The sequence below is a fragment of the Halonotius pteroides genome (assembly GCF_003605635.1).
Classification (GTDB): Archaea; Halobacteriota; Halobacteria; order Halobacteriales; family Haloferacaceae; genus Halonotius; species Halonotius pteroides.
Genome location: NZ_QMDW01000004.1, coordinates 60,075 through 75,622, shown reverse-complemented (window position 1 = coordinate 75,622; position 15,548 = coordinate 60,075). Strand labels below are relative to the sequence as shown.

The window sequence follows — 15,548 nt, the reverse complement described above, 5'->3', positions numbered from 1 at the left end:
ATGGCAACTGACTCAACGGCTCCAACGCCCGCTGTCGTGGCCGCGGGCATCGTTGGTGCAGCCGCCACAGTCGCTGGGAAACGCCTGCTGTCGCGGGTCACCCGTGGTCGCGTCGGTTCCACCGACGCCTACAATGTGGCGAAGGTGACCATCTCGGGGGCGATCCAGCGGGAACGAGGCCGGATGTCGCCGCTCTCAGGGTCGCGCGGGGCCGCGGCTGACACCATTGTCGAACAGATACACGCCGCTGACGATGATGCGGCAGTCGCGGCTCTCTTGATTGAACTCAACACGCCGGGCGGTGAGGTACTCCCGAGTGACGACATCCGTCGTGCCGCAGCCGACTTCGATGGCCCAACAATCGCCTATGCGACCGATACGTGTGCCTCCGGTGGCTACTGGATCGCCAGCGGCTGTGATGAGCTGTGGGCCAGAGATGTCAGTCTCGTCGGCTCGATTGGCGTTGTTGGCTCGCGGCCAAACGCAGCCGGACTGGCTGAGAAGCTCGGAATCTCGTATGAACAGTTCACGGCCGGAGCGTACAAGGACGCCGGCGTGCCGCTACGGGAGATCGAAGCCGACGAACGAGAGTATCTGCAGAGCATCGTTGACGGGTACTACGAACGATTTATCGAGACCGTCAGCGAGGGGCGAGAGATGGAGCCGGCTGCCATCCGTGAGACAGAAGCGCGCATCTACTTGGGGAGCGACGCCGCGGAGATCGGGCTTGTCGACGAACTCGGCACCGAGCAGGATGTCGAGAGCCGGATCGGCGACCTGATCGACAGCGACCCCGTAGTACAGGAGTTTGAACCATCTCGCAGCCTTACCGAACGCGTTGGATTGGCGGCAGAACGCATCGCCTTCGCCGCCGGTAGCGGGGTCGCCAACACGGTCGCGGGCGACGCCGGCGAGGTCGATATCGAGCTAAAATAACGATCCGCTATGAGTGACGACCAAAGCGATCCGCCGACCGCGCCGACTGACCTACCCACGCAGTCATCATGGCGCTCACAGTATCTGCAGACAGCGATTCTTGGGGCATTGGTGTTTGTTGTGCTCCCAGCAGCCTACTACTTTGTCGGTCTCCAGGCTGCTGTCCTCGTGATGTTGGTGTTTCTTTTTCTTATCATGTATTCCACCCAGATTGCGGAGTAACAGACAGCACCTGTCTCTCGTGTATTTTTCCGCTTATAGCAGCCTTCCGGCGTTTCTGTGATACAAGGATTCATATATCAGGTGCCGGCCAGCTACTCTATGACCGGTGACGACAAACCGGCGGATACCGAACTGAAAAAGCCATCGTTGCGGGTGGGCGAACAACGAGAGGAGACCTTTCTCACCACGGTTGCGCCGAAGGTCGGGCTATCTGGGAGGGAACATCCCGCGAAGGCGACCGATCCAACGGCACTTGATTTGCTGGCAGCGGGCACTCTAGCCGACCTCAAGACACAGGAGACACCGTTTTTCACCGCGAAGAAACAGTATGACCTTCCGCCACAGTATGTTGTGACGTTCAACCGCAATGATTACCAGCGGTACCGCCAGAAGCCGGCGGTAGACATCTACGTTTGGGTACGCTGGCGGGACGAACTGTCGGGGTGGGGCACTGAGGCCGAGGAGATGGAGGGTATCTGGCGAACCGGGGTTGCACAGATCGAAGCCACCGTTGAGTCGGAGCAGGCACCGCTGCATCAGTACAAGCGGCGGCAGGGTGATCAGGAAAACGCAAACGCGTCATATCTGCTGGATCTTCGTACGATGGACTGCCTCGGCTGTTTCACCGGACCGTGTGCCCAACGGGGCTGAGACATCTCTGACGATCACCGGAACCGGCCCAGCAGCCTGTAGTCCGTCTCCGGCGAGTAGCGACGGAACAGCAGGCTGTTGGTCAGCACTGAAACGCTGGAGATCGCCATTGCACCCGCAGCCAAGACGGGTTGGAGTAGCCCCAGTGACGCCAGCGGAATCATCGCCGTGTTGTAGCCAAGTGCCCACACAAGGTTCTGCTTGATCTTCGACAGCGTCGCCGCCGAGGTCCGGATCGCCTTCACCACGTCCAGTGGGTCGTCGCGCATGAGCGTCACGTCGGCGGCTTCGATGGCAACGTCGGTGCCGGAGCCGATGGCGGTGCCGACGGAGGCGACAGCGAGGGCGGGGGCGTCGTTGACGCCGTCGCCGACCATCATCGCCTTGCGACCGCCCGCCTGGATTTCCTCAACGGCGTCGGATTTGTCCTCCGGCAGGACGCCAGCGCGGACATTGTCGGGGTCGATGCCGACGTCCTTGGCAACTGCGCGAGCGGTACGCTCGTTGTCGCCGGTAATCATCATCACGTCGATAGCGCGGGCTTGCAGGGCGCTCACGGCCTCTTTCGCGCTCGGTTTGACCGTGTCGGCATCGGCGACAACGCCTGCGAGGTCGCCGTCGATAGCGACAAGCATCGCGGTTTTGCCCTCGCTTTCGAGGCGTTCCATCGTCTCAGCTGCGGGTTCGGTGTCGATCCCGTTGCCCGACAGGAGTTTGCGGTTGCCGACCAGCACTTCTCGATCCTCCACAGTCGCACGGATCCCCTGTCCGGGGACGTTCTCAAAGTCCTCAGGATCACCGAGTTCGATCCCGCGCTCTTCGGCACCCTCGACGATAGCACGCGCGAGTGGGTGTTCGCTGCCGCGCTCGGCACTCCCAGCGAGTCGGAGCACGTCGTCCTCGCCGCGCGCCTCGCGTTCAGCGAGTTGGCCGCCATCTGCAATCGCCTCACTTTCGCCATCGAAGGCGACCACGTCGGTCAACTCCATTTCGCCCTCGGTGAGCGTGCCGGTCTTATCAAAAACGACTGTGTCGACATCGCGGGCGCGCTCGAGGATGTCGCCGCCCTTGAACAGGACGCCGTTTTGGGCGCCGATTGTCGTCCCGACCATCGTCGCCGCGGGCGTCGCCAGCCCGAGCGCACAGGGACAGGCGATGAGGACGGCGGAAGCGAAGACGATCACCGCGAACTCGAAGACCGAGACTGTCCCGCCGACGACTGTCGAGCCACCGGCCACGGGATCCCACAGCGGGAGCCATGCAACGAAATCAGCCAGCGTTTCTGGCAGGAAGAACCACAACAAGCCCCACAGCACGGCGTTGGCGATGACGATGGGGACGAAGTACGCCGAGATGCGGTCGGCGACGTTCTGGATCTCCGGTTGGCGGGACTGGGCGTCTTTGACCGTCTGGACGATCTGCTGGAGGGCGGTATCGCTGCCGACCTTGGTGGCTTCGACGGTGAGGACACCGTTTTCGTTGATCGTCGAGCCGACGACCTCGTCGCCCTCGGTTTTTTCGACCGGCACCGACTCGCCGGTCACCATCGACTCGTCGACCGCGCTCTGACCGTCGACGACGACGCCGTCGGTCGGGATCTGCTCGCCCGGCCGGACTTTCATCTGATCGCCGACTTCGACATCCTCCAGTGGAATCTCCTCCTCGCCGTCGTCGGTGATGACGATCGCGGTGTCGGCCTCCATTTCGAGCAACTCCCGCAGCGCGTCGCCGGCTTGCCCCTTCGAGCGGGCTTCGAGATAGTTACCGAGCGTGATGAACACGAGGATCAACGCGGCGGTGTCGAAGTAGAGGCTGCCGGCGATCAACCTCCCAAGGACGGCAATCGAGTAGGTGTAAGCCGTTGTCGACCCCAGCGCAATCAGCACGTCCATGTTCGCCCGCCGGTTCTTCACGAGCGCGTCGTAGGAGTTGCTGTAGAACGGCCGGCCGAGCACAAGCTGGACGGGTGTTGCAAGCAGAAATTCGATCCAGCCGAGTTCGACGCCGAACACCGAGTCGGGGACGACCGCGCCGCCGAGCAGGAATTTGTCGGCGAGAAAGACGAGCAGCGGAGCCGACAACACAGCCCCGAACAGCGTCAGTCGAAGCTGTTTGCGGATCTCGCCCTCGCGGGCCGCATCACGAGCGTCGGTATCACTGCCGCTGTCATCGCCGGCTTCTCGAACCGGCTCGTAGCCGGCATTCTCGATAGCGTCATAGAACGTGTCGATGGTGGCGGCCGCGGGGTTGTACCGGACTTGCGCCCCGTCGGTGGCGTAGTTTACGTCCGCCTCGATGACACCGGGGAGTGCTTCGAGGGCCTCGGCGTTGGTGTCGGCGCAGTTCGCACACGACATCTCTGTGATCCCGATCCGGACGGTCTCCGAGACTGCCTCGTAGCCAGCGTCGTCGATCGCGTCGTATATCTCCGCGAGCGATACCGCTGTGGCGTCGTACGCGATGGTCGCCTTGTCGGTCGCGTAGTTGGCACTCGCGTCGTCGACGCCGTCAAGTTCGCTGAGGGTGTCCTCAATGGTTGCCGAACAGTTGGCGCAGGACATCCCCGTGATATCGAGGGTGATTGTCCGTGTGGTCATAGGTGTCTATACGGGTTCCATACTTACTGCGTTTTCTACTTCGAGACCACGGCTGAGACAGGCCGCAAACTTTGGACTCAAAAGCACCTACGCGTCTGATTCGAACTGCTGGTAGCGCTCCTCGAAGCGACTCAGACAGGAGGAACAACAGAAGTGATAGACCTCACCGCCGATCCGTGTTGTCTCACCCTCACTGTCAACGGTGTTGCCACACTCCGCGCAGGTCAAGGCGAACTCGACGCCGTCGATTGTGGGCGTCCACTCAACATCGTCGACGAGGGTGACAGTGTAGTCGTTGACGGCGATATTCTCGAAGAGCCCGGCGACCCACTCACGGATGTTTTGGGCTTCGACGCGGGCATAAAACCGCAGATCACCCTCGGCGGTGACGAAGATGTGTTCGACGGCGTCGGCGTCTTGGAGCTGGTCTCGCGCTGGCGTCACCGACTCCGCCGGCATGTCGAGATCGATCAACACCGGGACGCCCGCCCGCAGCGCGCCGCGGTTGACATCGATGGTAAAGGTGTTGATGATGCCGGTTTCTTGCAGTCGTGTGACACGATCGGAGACTGCTGGCCCCGAAAGACCGATTTCGTCGCCGATCTCGCTGAACGGGCGGCGTGAATCGGCGGCCAGCATCGAGAGGATCTCCATGTCGGTTTCGTCGAGATCGCGCATGGTGGCTGTACGCGTGTCGGATACAATACTATTGGCCACGATCCACTTTGGAATCCATGCTGTCCCCAACGCGCAGCCTTCAGATTAAAGCAACAATTTACAAGCCACCGAAGCCCCGATGTGTAGCCGGCTATGGGACAGGCGATCACTGTCGATGGGATGAGCTGTGAGCACCCCGAGGAGGCTGTCAAAGACGCTCTCATATCGGTAGATGGTGTGACGGCAGCGAGCGTGGATCGGGATGCGAGCACCGCCGAGATCGAGGGCACAGCCGCGGTTGCCGACCTCCTGTCGGCTGTCGAGGATGCCGGCTACGAGGCGTCGGCGTAACCCCTTGTGACCGGACTCTGTTTGGTCGTCGACCCGGCCCGGGTCACTGCTAAGCTACCACCAGCGGGGAATGAATTTTGATTACACGCAGTTCGCCGAGGTGCCGAAACCGCTTGTTTCAGCGGTCGAATCGTGTGGACTGCTACCATACAACTCCTCAAGCTTTAACAGCGTGCCACCAGTACGCGTGGATGGAGGAATTACCTATGAGCTACGAACTCACCCCACTTCCGTACGACTATGACGCCCTTGAGCCGCATATCAGTGAGCAGGTTCTGACGTGGCATCACGATACCCACAACCAGAGCTACGTTGATGGCTGGAACTCGGCCGAAGAGACCCTCGAAGAAAACCGCGAGAACCACGAGTTCGGTTCCAGCGCGGGCGCGATCCGCGATGTGACCCACAACTCCTCGGGACATATTCTCCATGACCTCTTCTGGCAGAACATGTCCCCGGAGGGTGGCGACGAGCCAAACGGCGACCTCGCCGACCGGATCGCCGAGGACTTCGGTTCGTATGAGGCGTGGAAAGGCGAGTTCGAGGCCGCAGCCGGCGACGCCTCCGGCTGGGCACTGCTCGTCTACGATACGTTCTCGAACCAGCTTCGCAATGTCGTGGTCGACAACCACGACGAAGGTGCGATCTGGGGCGGCCACCCGATTCTCTCACTCGACGTCTGGGAGCACTCCTACTACCACGATTACGGTCCGGCCCGCGACGACTTCGTTGATAACTTCTTCGAGGTCGTCGACTGGGAGGAACCGAGTGCACGCTACGAACAGGCCGTCGAGCTCTTCGAGTAACTCGGGCGTTCACACTATTTTTTGCGACGCTGACCGTGTAGTGGCGAGACACATCTCCCAGCTACAGCCAATCCGTACGGTTTTCGGGGGCGGCACTGCTATGGGCTGGTATGCCACGCCCGAAAGACGCCTTCGACGACCTGTATCCCTGTGATTTCTACACGCCCGAGGAACTGCTCGACGACGGGATGATGTACTCTGTCTACGAGATCGCCCGCCTGCTACAGGGGCTTGAGACCGACGCCGAGATCGACGAGGGCGTCGAGGACGTGCTGCTCGATTGGGCGATTCCATGGATCATGCGCAACGCTGAGGAACTGGTTATCGCCGAGCCACCAAACGAAGAGGAGCCCGGCTACTACGGCCTGAAAGACGAGCGTGTCGCTGCTGAGGATGACACCGCCGCCACCGACGACTGATCGATGAAACTACTCGTCGCCGGCGACGCCCGCGTCGACGCCGGCAAAACGACGTTCGCCGCCGGCCTGCTCGCGGCTCTTGACGGTGCGGTCGGCTTCAAACCACGCGCCGGCAACGACTACTGGTACGACCACGACGATGCCACCGCTGCTCTCAGCGACGGCCGTCTCTATGGCAAGGATGTCGCCACGCTGGCGGCCGCCGGCGACACTGACCTGCGGGAAGCACAACTGAACCCTGTCCACCGCCTCTGGCGGCCGACACCCGGCCGAACCGGGATGCTCGGCGAGACTGGCCGAACGTTCCTCGTTGATCGCGTGATGACGCCCGAGGGGCCGTCGTTCGTCATCAACGGCGTTGCCGAACGCGAGGGGTTGCTCCCGGATCCCGTTGCTGTGTCGCTGCCGTTGGACGACGCGCCCCGCGTCGAACATGTCGATCGGTTCAACACGATAATGTCCGAGCGGTATCTGCCGGCCTTCGATCGCGTCACCGATCGGATCGCCGCGACGACACCCGCGGTTGTCGAATCCTACGCCGACATCGCCCTGCCGGTCGAGGGAATCGACTTTGATGCGGTCGCTGTCGTCGCCCCAACACGCGTACAACTCTACGCTGGCTCGCGGTATCTAAAAGCCGACGAACTCGCCAGTGGCAGCAGCCGAGAGGGCCAACTGGAGGAGCGTGTCACCCGCGTCACCGAGATGATCGAACCGGTGTCGACACATACGCTACAGCCACTCAGCAGCGACACGCGTGGTGATCCACCCCGCGTCGCCGACGCCTACGCGGACAGCTACGAAGCACTCCTGAACGTGGCTCTCAGCGAGAAGCCGGCCGACAGCAACCGGTAGCGCAATACACTTGTAGCCGGCTCCGGTGATTCTACTAAGCCGCAATGCAGCAGTATCTCGACCTTGTCGCCGACACGCTCGCCGGCGGCGGGCACAAACCAAACCGCACCGGCGTTGACACCATCGCCGCCTTCAGCCAACAGTACAGGATCGACCTCCAAGAGGGGTTCCCGCTGTTGACGACAAAGGATCTCTCCGGCTTTCGGTGGAACTCACTGATCCACGAGTTCAGGTGGTATCTGAGCGGCGAGGAACACATCCGCAACCTCCGTGAGGAGACCGGCATCTGGGATGCGTGGGCCGACGAGCAGGGTCGTCTCGACACCGCCTACGGCCGCTTTTGGCGACGGTTCCCGGTTCCCGAGGAGGGCCTCGACGGCGAGGCATGGCCCGACGACGACCATCGGTGGCGCAACGACGACGGCACCTTCGATCAGATTCAGTACGTCGTTGACACCCTCAAGGAGTCGCCGAACTCGCGGCGACTCGTCGTTTCGGCATGGCACCCCGCCAACGCCGCCGTGAGCACGCTGCCGCCCTGTCACTACACGTTCGTCTTCAACGTCCAGGGCGACCAACTGAACTGCCATCTTACCCAGCGATCCGGCGATATCGCACTCGGGGTGCCGTTCAACATCGCGGCCTACGCGCTGCTCACCCACGCCGTCGCACAGGAGACCGGTTTCGAGGTCGGCGAGTTCGGCCACACTGTCGTTGACGCCCACGTCTACTGCGGCACCGACGACCGCGGCGAGTGGTACGCCGACAATCTTGATCGCCTGCAGGAGCGACTGGCCGCTGTCGACGAGCGCGCGGGGTACCTCGCTGTCCGTGACTGGCTCGAAACCGAAGCCCCCGACGAAACCGAGGACACCGATGGCTACGATCACGTCTCCGGGCTTCTCACCCAACTGTCACGTGAGCCACGCGAGCGGCCGCACATCGAGATCGCCGATAAACCGCTCGACGAACTCGGTTTCGCGGATATCGAATTAACAGCGTACGACCCGGCCGACGGGATCAGTTTCGCGGTCGCTGAATGATGGCTGAGAACACCGCTGCCGACGGCGACGACCCACCCATCGCCCTGATCGCCGCGGTCGCCGCCAACGGCGTTATCGGCGACGACGGCGAGATGCCGTGGCACCTGCCCGCGGATCTTCAACATTTCAAGCAGACGACGATGGGCAACCCGGTCGTCATGGGCCGGCGAACGCACGAATCTATCGCCGCCCAAATCGACGGCCCACTCCCGGGACGGCACAATATCGTGTTGAGTCGGAGCGAGCCCGATCTGCATGAGGGTGTCGTTGTCGCTGATTCGATCGATGCTGCTGTCGCCGAAGCCGAAGCTGTCTGTGCACTTGACGACGGTGCCGAACGGATCTTTGTGATCGGCGGGGCGACCGTCTACGAACAGTTTCTTGGGCTGGCCGACGAACTGGTGTTGACTGAACTCACCGATGCCTACGCGGGTGACACCGAGTTTCCTGAGTGGGACGACAGCGAGTGGTGTGAAGTCGATCGTGATGACCGCGATGACTTCGCGTTTGTCACGTATCGCCGACAGGAGGCGTAACTCAAGCTACTCTTCGCTTCTGGTTGTCGTTCCGATCGGGTCGGTATCACCCATCGAGCCGCTGGGAAACGGGATGCCGTCGGCGACGTCGGCCGGTCGCTGCTCCTCGATCTCATCCCACTTGTCGGCATCAGCAGCCGGGAACGACAGCGTCACCACCGTTCCGCGCGGGGAGTTTTGACTGATCGACAGCGAGCCGTCCATCCCGTCGACAATCCATTTGACCAACCAGAGGCCGAGGCCGCTGATGTGTTCTAAGGGGGTTTCGGCCTCGTTGGTGATCGCGCGCCGCTCACCTTCAGGGATGCCCGGCCCGTTGTCGCGGATCTCGACTTGCACGCGGTTGGTCTCATGGCGGCGGTCGACCTCGACTTCGATCTCCGGGCAGCTGTTGTCGTTGTGAACGATGGAGTTATCCAGCACGTTCCGAACCGCCGTTCGGATGAGCGTGTTGCCGATAATAGTCGTCTCGTCGATCCGCGAGCGGATGATGACGCTGGGATACTCATCGTGGATGGTACTGATCTCCTCACGGACGATCTGAGCGATATTAATTTGACGGAGTTGTCGGTCGACACCGTGGAGCTGTTGATCGATTGTTCGCACCTTGTCACCAAGGTTGACCAAGGACAGTGCTTTCTGGCGGATCGTCTCAGCGTGGGTTGTCACCTGATCATCGTCGGACTGCAACAGCATATCGGCGTGGCCAACGACAACGTTCATATCGTTGCGGAGGTCGTGGCGGAGAATACGGTTCATCACCTGTCGGCGTTGCTCGAACTGGTGACGGTCGGTCACATCCCGAGCCGTAACAATCAGCCCGTCAACAGCCGGCAGCGACCGGTTTTCTCGTATCGACACCTCGAACATCCGCCAGCCGTTGTTGTCTGTCTCTAACCGACAGTGATGGATGCTCGCATCACCGGTTTCATCGGCGATTTCCAGCGCCGTCTCAAGCGTCGAGCGGTCGTCTGGATGGACGATCTTGAGCAGGTTCTTCGAGACGGAGATCTCACTCGGCGATTTGGTCGCTGTCTCGGGTGGATCACTGACGTAGCGAACGGTGCCATCTGATCGGACGACGACAACCGTATCGGAGGTGTACCCCATCGCCGTTTTGAACTGCGATTCGATCCGGCGTTGGGCACTGACCTCCTCAAATAACAGTAGCCGATCGGCAGCAGCCGTCGACAGCGACGTGGCCTTGACAACAAAACAGCGCTTGATATCGCCCTGCGGAACAATGAGTTCCACGCCGTCGGTATGTGATCGCACTGCCGGTTCGGCGTCGACTTCCGCTGGCTGTGGGGCCGGGGCTAGCGTTGTCTCTGAAAGGGATTCACCGGGCGATAACTGTGTCAAATACTCACCCAGTGGTAAGGCCTCGCTGGCAGAAACGCCGATGTTGGCCTCCGAGAGCCCAAGTTTATCACGAACGGTCTCGTTTGCCCGCTGAATCGCTCCCTCGTCGTCGATAACAATCACACCGGCGTCGATCGCCGACAGGACTGCCGTGGTCAACTCATCGTCGGCGTGTTCCTCCGACCGGCTCATTCCGTCCCACATCCTCTGGGATATCGGGCAAACATCGATGAGAGGGCGGCCGGTGTGAGAAACATAGTTCGGATACTGCCGTTGAGAACGGATACCACATGAACATATATAATACACTCGGTCGCAGGTGTGGGATGATCGGTCGTTACGACTGCTCAAATCAGCGACCGAGTACCGGTTGTCTCCCCCGTCAGTGTCGCCGGAATCACTGACCGAACTCGCGGGCCGGATGTTTATATCCGCTCGTGTCATCATCTCCGGTAGTGTCGCTCCGTCGATTCGTTCGCGGCCACCCCAGTTGGTCGGCGATCGAAACCGTCGTTCGCTCCGTCGTTGAGCGATACGACCGCGCGCCCGCCCACGCTCGGTTTCTGGAAGCCGACAACTGGCTGTCGACGCCGGTCGTCATCGACGACGCGCTGTTTGTCAAGCTGATCAGCCAACAGAACACCCTCGTCCACGCGCTGTTTACGACCGGTCGGAATCTTGGTGCGGTCGCCAGCGGTACCGCCGGCTTCTTTGAATCCTTCCAGTCGCCCGCCGAGATGGCGCGACACGAACTGGAGGCCACCCAAAAGATGCGTAAGTTGGGGCTCAACACCCCGGAACCGATTGAGGCCTTCGAGGCTGAAGGCTACGGGGTCGTCGTCTTTGAGTATCTCCCCGCGTTCCGGCCGCTGGATTCACTCAACCCAAAGACCGAATCCTGGGTTGCCGAAGAGCTATTTGCCGCGCTTCGAACGCTCCACGACGCCGGCTTGGCCCACGGCGATCTCCGCGCTGAAAACGTGCTGTTGCTCGGTGACGAGCTCTACTTCATTGATGCGACAAGCGTCGACGGCGACGCCCAAGAGGGTATTCGGTCGTATGATCTCGCCTGCGCGCTGGCCGCGCTTGAACCGATTCTTGGCGCACGTGCGGCGGTCGCGGCCGCCGAACCCTCGTACCCAATGACGGATCTGCTTTCGGCCGCGGACTTTCTGCACTTTGTTCAACTCCGCCCGGATCACGACTTTGCGGCCGCCGGGCTCAGAAGCGAGATCGAACATCGGGCCACAGCAGAGTAGCTTACCCTCGGAGTAAGTTCATCACCTCGTCGGCCACGGCGGGTTCGACAGCCACAAGATACCGATCGCCGGCCGTCAGCATCGTCTCCGAACGAGCGACCCGATCGCCCTCGCTGTCGGAGATGATGAGCGTGCCATCGGGAAACCGTACCTCGGATAGCTGCTTGCCGGCTGCCGGTGCCTCCTCAGCGACGCGAATCAGCATGATATCGAGTGTTGCCGTGATATCAGCGAGCGTCTGGACATCGCTGCCGATGACCTCGTTGGCAGCCGTTCTCGCGCCGGCTTGTTCCGGGAAAATAAGGGCGTCGACAAAGCGCGTGTAGGATTCGCCGGCCGCCCGATCGATGCGGGCCACCGTACGGATCGACGGCGACAGCTCCACCGCGGCCAAACAAACCGCGAGATTCAGCCCGGTCTCGCCCGTGAGGGCGGCGATCACATCGGCGTCTTCGATCCCCGCCTGTTCGATGATGGTCGGGTTTGTCGCATCACCGGCGATCACCGTCGCCACCCACTCGTCGGCGATGTCGCTAACAACAGCCTCCTCGCGTTCGATGATCGTCACGTCGTGTCCGCGATCAGCCAGGATCTCGGCCGTCTGAAAGCCGACACGACCACCGCCGGCGATGACGACATCACGTGTTGTGGTCATATCTCCACCTCATCGTCCGACGACATTGTACTGTCGGTCGCTGTTTCGGGCTCAGATTCCGTCCCCACCCGTTTCAATCCGAGATAGGCAACGCCGCCAAGGGCAATCCAGCTAACGCTGAGAACGATCGCCAGCGGGTCGGTTCGAAACAGATACTCGACAAGGACGACGGTCAACAGCAGATTCAACGCAATTCCGATCAGCGGCGGGGCCGGATAGAACGGCATCTTGTATGGGCGATTCATCGCCGGCCGCTCGCGTCGGAGTCGGATCACCGCGACATTGACGATCACAAACGACAACAGGAAAAACAGACTCGACATATTGCCTGCACTCTGTGTTGGCAAGGCGACCGAGCCAAGCATGACGACCGCGCTGGCGAGGATGGCAACAAACGGCGTCCCGTAGCGGTGATGGAGGCGACCGAACGAGGGCAGCAGTTGGCCCTCTCGCCCCATCGAGAACGCAACCCGTGAGGAGGCGATAACGACCGCGTTGAGCGCGGTCAGCGTCGAGAAGACCGCCCCAAAGACGATCAGCGCGCCGCCGTTTTGGATGATCGGGAGGCCGGTCGGCATAAACGAGGTGGCGGCCGCTGCGATCCCGGCCTCGCCGGCATCAGCCAACCCATCAGCCCCGAGGGTGCCGACAGCAACGGTCACGACCGCGAGATAGACGATCACGGTCGCGATCAGACTCAGGAAGATCGCCTTGGGGATGTTCTCGCGTGGATTCTTGACCTCCTCGGTCACGGTGGTGATGAGGTCGTACCCCTCGAAGGCGATGAAGGTCAGCCCCATCGCCGGCAAGATCGCGGCTGCACCGGCATCCGACGGGAACAGCGGCTGAAACTCCGCGCCCGAAAACATCGGCGAACTCAGCCCAAACAGGATGAACACCACGAGAATGCTCACCTTGATAATCGTGAAGATGGTTTCGGCACTCCCGCTTGCGGCCGTCGAAACCGCGTTGAGCGCGACCAACGCGAGAACAGCGACAAACGCCAACAAAAACGCGAGCGGAACCGACAGATCGAGCAGTGGGATGGCGATCGCCCCGACCTCTCCCGGCGGGGCGACGAGCCCGTAAACGTGGAGTAACTCCAGAAAGTTCGGCGCAAAGCCCAGCGCGTAGAGCGCGCCGGCGATCATGTAGGCAAACCACAGCATCCACCCCATGATGAACGACGCGAAATCGTCGAAGATCTCCCGAACAAAGGCGTAGCCGCCACCGCTTTTGGGGATCGAGGCGGCGAGTTCGGCATACGACAGGCCGGTAAACGCTGTGACCGCGCCGTTGAGCGCGAAGACAACGATCGCGGCGGGGCCGGCGATCTCGGCAGCCAGCCCTGTCAGTACAAAGATCCCAGCCCCGATCATCGCCCCCATGCCGATCATCGTCGCATCAAGCAACCCCAACTCGGCATTCGGCGAGCGGTTTTCGCTGCTCACTGCGCCCAGCTCCTGTCGTGTGAGTGTCTAGCGAGGGACACTGTCTTGTACAAAAGCGTTGAGATACGGAAGAGGCTATCGGTGCCACCGTCGGCACGGTGGTTACACAGCCCGGCTACTCGGCTGTCGATGGCACCGCATCTAGCTCAGCGAGCGCGGCATCGATCACCGTTGCCTCAACGATATCACGGGGTTCGGTCATCGGATCGTCGGCGTCGGCCAACACCTCGCGGCTGCGCTCTAACAGACGGGTTTCCATCTTGGCGTGATCGATAGCCTCCTTCGTCTCGTTGAGCATGGCCTCAAAATCTTCCCGCAGGTCGAAGGAGGCGTAAGCAACATTGCACCGCGACAGTGGGTGGTGGTTCATCTCCACGGCGAGATCGCGAACCAACGCCCAGTCGTCAGCACAAAATTGGAGTGTTACCGGGGTGACGATGTCCTGCCAGGCGATCGGCCCGCTGTTTTCCATCAGCGTCACCGCCCGCGGCGGCACTTCGATCCGCCGGTCGGTTTTCGCGCTCCCACAGAGACAACACGGGGTGTCGGTGCGCCCGGTAAACATACCTGCTGTAGGGGGGCGAGAGATATGGAAGTTCCGACGGCGACCGCTACTGCTCGGCAACCGACAGATGCCGGTGCCACGATGGATCAACAGCAGGAACAACAATCTCCATCGACAACCCAGCCTGATCGGTTGGTGGCTCTGCGGGTAACGACGTAAGCGCGTGCTGGCCGGCGGCAACCAACACCAGCGCGTCGATGATGTCGTCGCGGGCGAGATGCTTGCGGTAGTGCTCGTCGAGGGCGGTCTGATAACGGTCGCGCCAGCCATCGAGTTCGGAATCGAGGACACCGAACCGCGCGGCCCGTCCACTCGTCGTCGATTTTGCTTGGGCGATCGGGTACCAATCGTTGAGCGCGGCAAAACAGCATTCGGGGTGGCTTTCACGAATGTTTTGGGTGGGGTGTTCGTTGCGGAGCACGGTATCGACCGCAGCGATTTTCGGGGTGATGTTCCACGCCTGTTTGGAGAGCCCGGAGCCAAGTTGTTCCCGTTGTAGCGTGTTCGCGTGGTCGTACGCTGCTGTGTCGCCCTCCCGTTGCACGTAGTCGACAACCGCCCGACACGGAACAGGAAATATCGAACTACCGCGTGCCCCGAGTCGCTGTCGGGCCGCGCTGTCGCAGGCTCGTGGCTCGCTGTCGGGAAGCCCGATCGGCATGTCGATAAGGAACGTGTCAGCCGCAGCGTGGTCGTCGACAACGGCCTCGATCGATTCATATCGACCACTGCGAAGGGGTTCGTCGCTATCGGCTGTCCACACCGCAAACCACCCGCCGGCACAGCCGTCGACACCGACCACAGATTGGGTCACACGCCGTGGTACCGGCCCCGAACCCAAACCAATACCGGTCGGGGACGACGGTTTGCCACCTGTCGAAGGGTGCTGTCGTCAACCCACCGCGCGTCGCAGCCGCGAGCGTCGCCTTAGAGTGCGAACGCTACGACCGGATCGAGGTCGGCGACAGCGTGTTGATCCTCGGTGAGGTTGTTCACGCCCACGTCAACGAGGCTGTCCTGACTGACGACAAGATCGATATCGACGCACCCGATACCGTCGGCCGGCTCGCCGGCAACTACTACGCCGCAACACAGGATCGGTTCGAGCTGGAGCGACCGCTGTAGTTGCGGCCGTTCGGTCGGCCTCGACAACTCGTGTCCTGCTGGCTATTAGCACTGATAG

General features: G+C 61.6%; 18 protein-coding genes. 11 read left to right on the top strand and 7 right to left on the bottom strand.

The genetic code is table 11. The features are described 5' to 3' along the window. From sppA to DP106_RS04205, 3 genes are all read left to right on the top strand, one after another. Positions 1-936 (top strand): signal peptide peptidase SppA, encoded by a 936-nt coding sequence (sppA, locus tag DP106_RS04215; RefSeq protein WP_120083613.1) that lies wholly within the window; start codon positions 1-3, stop codon positions 934-936. 9 nt (positions 937-945) lie between these two features. Continuing rightward, on the top strand, positions 946-1,158 hold the full coding sequence (locus DP106_RS04210; RefSeq protein WP_120083612.1) for a hypothetical protein: 213 nt from the start codon (positions 946-948) through the stop codon (positions 1,156-1,158). A gap of 99 nt (positions 1,159-1,257) precedes the next feature. Next, positions 1,258-1,809: a hypothetical protein gene (locus DP106_RS04205; protein ID WP_120083611.1), complete on the top strand. Its 552-nt coding sequence runs from the start codon at positions 1,258-1,260 to the stop codon at positions 1,807-1,809. 14 nt (positions 1,810-1,823) lie between these two features. Here DP106_RS04205 and DP106_RS04200 read toward each other — a convergent pair whose 3' ends face one another. Together DP106_RS04200 and DP106_RS04195 are read right to left on the bottom strand one after the other, a co-directional pair. Next, on the bottom strand, positions 1,824-4,406 hold the full coding sequence (locus tag DP106_RS04200; protein WP_120083610.1) for a heavy metal translocating P-type ATPase: 2,583 nt from the start codon (positions 4,404-4,406) through the stop codon (positions 1,824-1,826). 87 nt (positions 4,407-4,493) lie between these two features. Further along, positions 4,494-5,084 carry an AsnC family transcriptional regulator gene (locus tag DP106_RS04195; RefSeq protein WP_120083608.1) on the bottom strand — a complete coding sequence of 197 codons (591 nt, stop codon included), beginning with the start codon at positions 5,082-5,084 and terminating at the stop codon, positions 4,494-4,496. A gap of 132 nt (positions 5,085-5,216) precedes the next feature. Between DP106_RS04195 and DP106_RS04190 the strand changes: the two genes are divergently transcribed. The 6 genes from DP106_RS04190 to DP106_RS04165 all read left to right on the top strand — a co-directional run bounded on the left by DP106_RS04190 (position 5,217) and on the right by DP106_RS04165 (position 9,073). After that, on the top strand, positions 5,217-5,414 hold the full coding sequence (locus DP106_RS04190) for a heavy-metal-associated domain-containing protein (RefSeq protein ID WP_120083607.1): 198 nt from the start codon (positions 5,217-5,219) through the stop codon (positions 5,412-5,414). Between the two features lie 206 nt (positions 5,415-5,620). Further along, positions 5,621-6,220: a superoxide dismutase gene (gene sod / locus DP106_RS04185; protein ID WP_120083606.1), complete on the top strand. Its 600-nt coding sequence runs from the start codon at positions 5,621-5,623 to the stop codon at positions 6,218-6,220. A gap of 110 nt (positions 6,221-6,330) precedes the next feature. After that, positions 6,331-6,639, top strand: a complete 309-nt coding sequence (locus DP106_RS04180) for a DUF5827 family protein (RefSeq protein WP_120083604.1) — start codon at positions 6,331-6,333, stop codon at positions 6,637-6,639. Between the two features lie 3 nt (positions 6,640-6,642). After that, positions 6,643-7,494, top strand: a complete 852-nt coding sequence (locus tag DP106_RS04175; RefSeq protein ID WP_120083603.1) for an ATPase — start codon at positions 6,643-6,645, stop codon at positions 7,492-7,494. A gap of 44 nt (positions 7,495-7,538) precedes the next feature. Further along, positions 7,539-8,537: a thymidylate synthase gene (thyA, locus tag DP106_RS04170; protein WP_120083602.1), complete on the top strand. Its 999-nt coding sequence runs from the start codon at positions 7,539-7,541 to the stop codon at positions 8,535-8,537. After that, complete coding sequence (locus DP106_RS04165; protein WP_120083711.1) at positions 8,537-9,073, top strand: dihydrofolate reductase; 537 nt, start codon at positions 8,537-8,539, stop codon at positions 9,071-9,073. Before thyA ends, DP106_RS04165 begins: the two co-directional genes overlap by 1 nt. Before the next feature lie 6 nt (positions 9,074-9,079). Here the strand turns inward: DP106_RS04165 and DP106_RS04160 are convergent, their stop codons facing one another. After that, positions 9,080-10,627 (bottom strand): sensor histidine kinase, encoded by a 1,548-nt coding sequence (locus DP106_RS04160; protein ID WP_165857818.1) that lies wholly within the window; start codon positions 10,625-10,627, stop codon positions 9,080-9,082. A 263-nt stretch (positions 10,628-10,890) separates the two neighbouring features. Between DP106_RS04160 and DP106_RS04155 the strand changes: the two genes are divergently transcribed. Beyond that, positions 10,891-11,694 carry an RIO1 family regulatory kinase/ATPase domain-containing protein gene (locus tag DP106_RS04155; protein WP_120083600.1) on the top strand — a complete coding sequence of 268 codons (804 nt, stop codon included), beginning with the start codon at positions 10,891-10,893 and terminating at the stop codon, positions 11,692-11,694. A 1-nt stretch (position 11,695) separates the two neighbouring features. On the opposite strand, the gene DP106_RS04150 is transcribed toward DP106_RS04155, so the two are convergent. The 4 genes from DP106_RS04150 to DP106_RS04135 all read right to left on the bottom strand — a co-directional run bounded on the left by DP106_RS04150 (position 11,696) and on the right by DP106_RS04135 (position 15,179). Then, a complete protein-coding gene (locus DP106_RS04150) occupies positions 11,696-12,349 on the bottom strand; it encodes a potassium channel family protein (protein ID WP_120083598.1) in 654 nt (217 codons plus the stop codon). Beyond that, positions 12,346-13,746, bottom strand: a complete 1,401-nt coding sequence (locus DP106_RS04145) for an APC family permease (protein WP_120083710.1) — start codon at positions 13,744-13,746, stop codon at positions 12,346-12,348. Before DP106_RS04145 ends, DP106_RS04150 begins: the two co-directional genes overlap by 4 nt. Before the next feature lie 169 nt (positions 13,747-13,915). Further along, complete coding sequence (locus DP106_RS04140) at positions 13,916-14,365, bottom strand: hypothetical protein (protein ID WP_120083597.1); 450 nt, start codon at positions 14,363-14,365, stop codon at positions 13,916-13,918. Between the two features lie 46 nt (positions 14,366-14,411). Beyond that, positions 14,412-15,179, bottom strand: a complete 768-nt coding sequence (locus DP106_RS04135) for a DUF429 domain-containing protein (RefSeq protein WP_165857817.1) — start codon at positions 15,177-15,179, stop codon at positions 14,412-14,414. A gap of 5 nt (positions 15,180-15,184) precedes the next feature. On the opposite strand from DP106_RS04135, the gene DP106_RS04130 reads away from it, so the two are divergent. After that, positions 15,185-15,490: a flavin reductase family protein gene (locus tag DP106_RS04130; RefSeq protein ID WP_240625319.1), complete on the top strand. Its 306-nt coding sequence runs from the start codon at positions 15,185-15,187 to the stop codon at positions 15,488-15,490. The last annotated feature ends 58 nt before the right edge of the window (positions 15,491-15,548 follow it).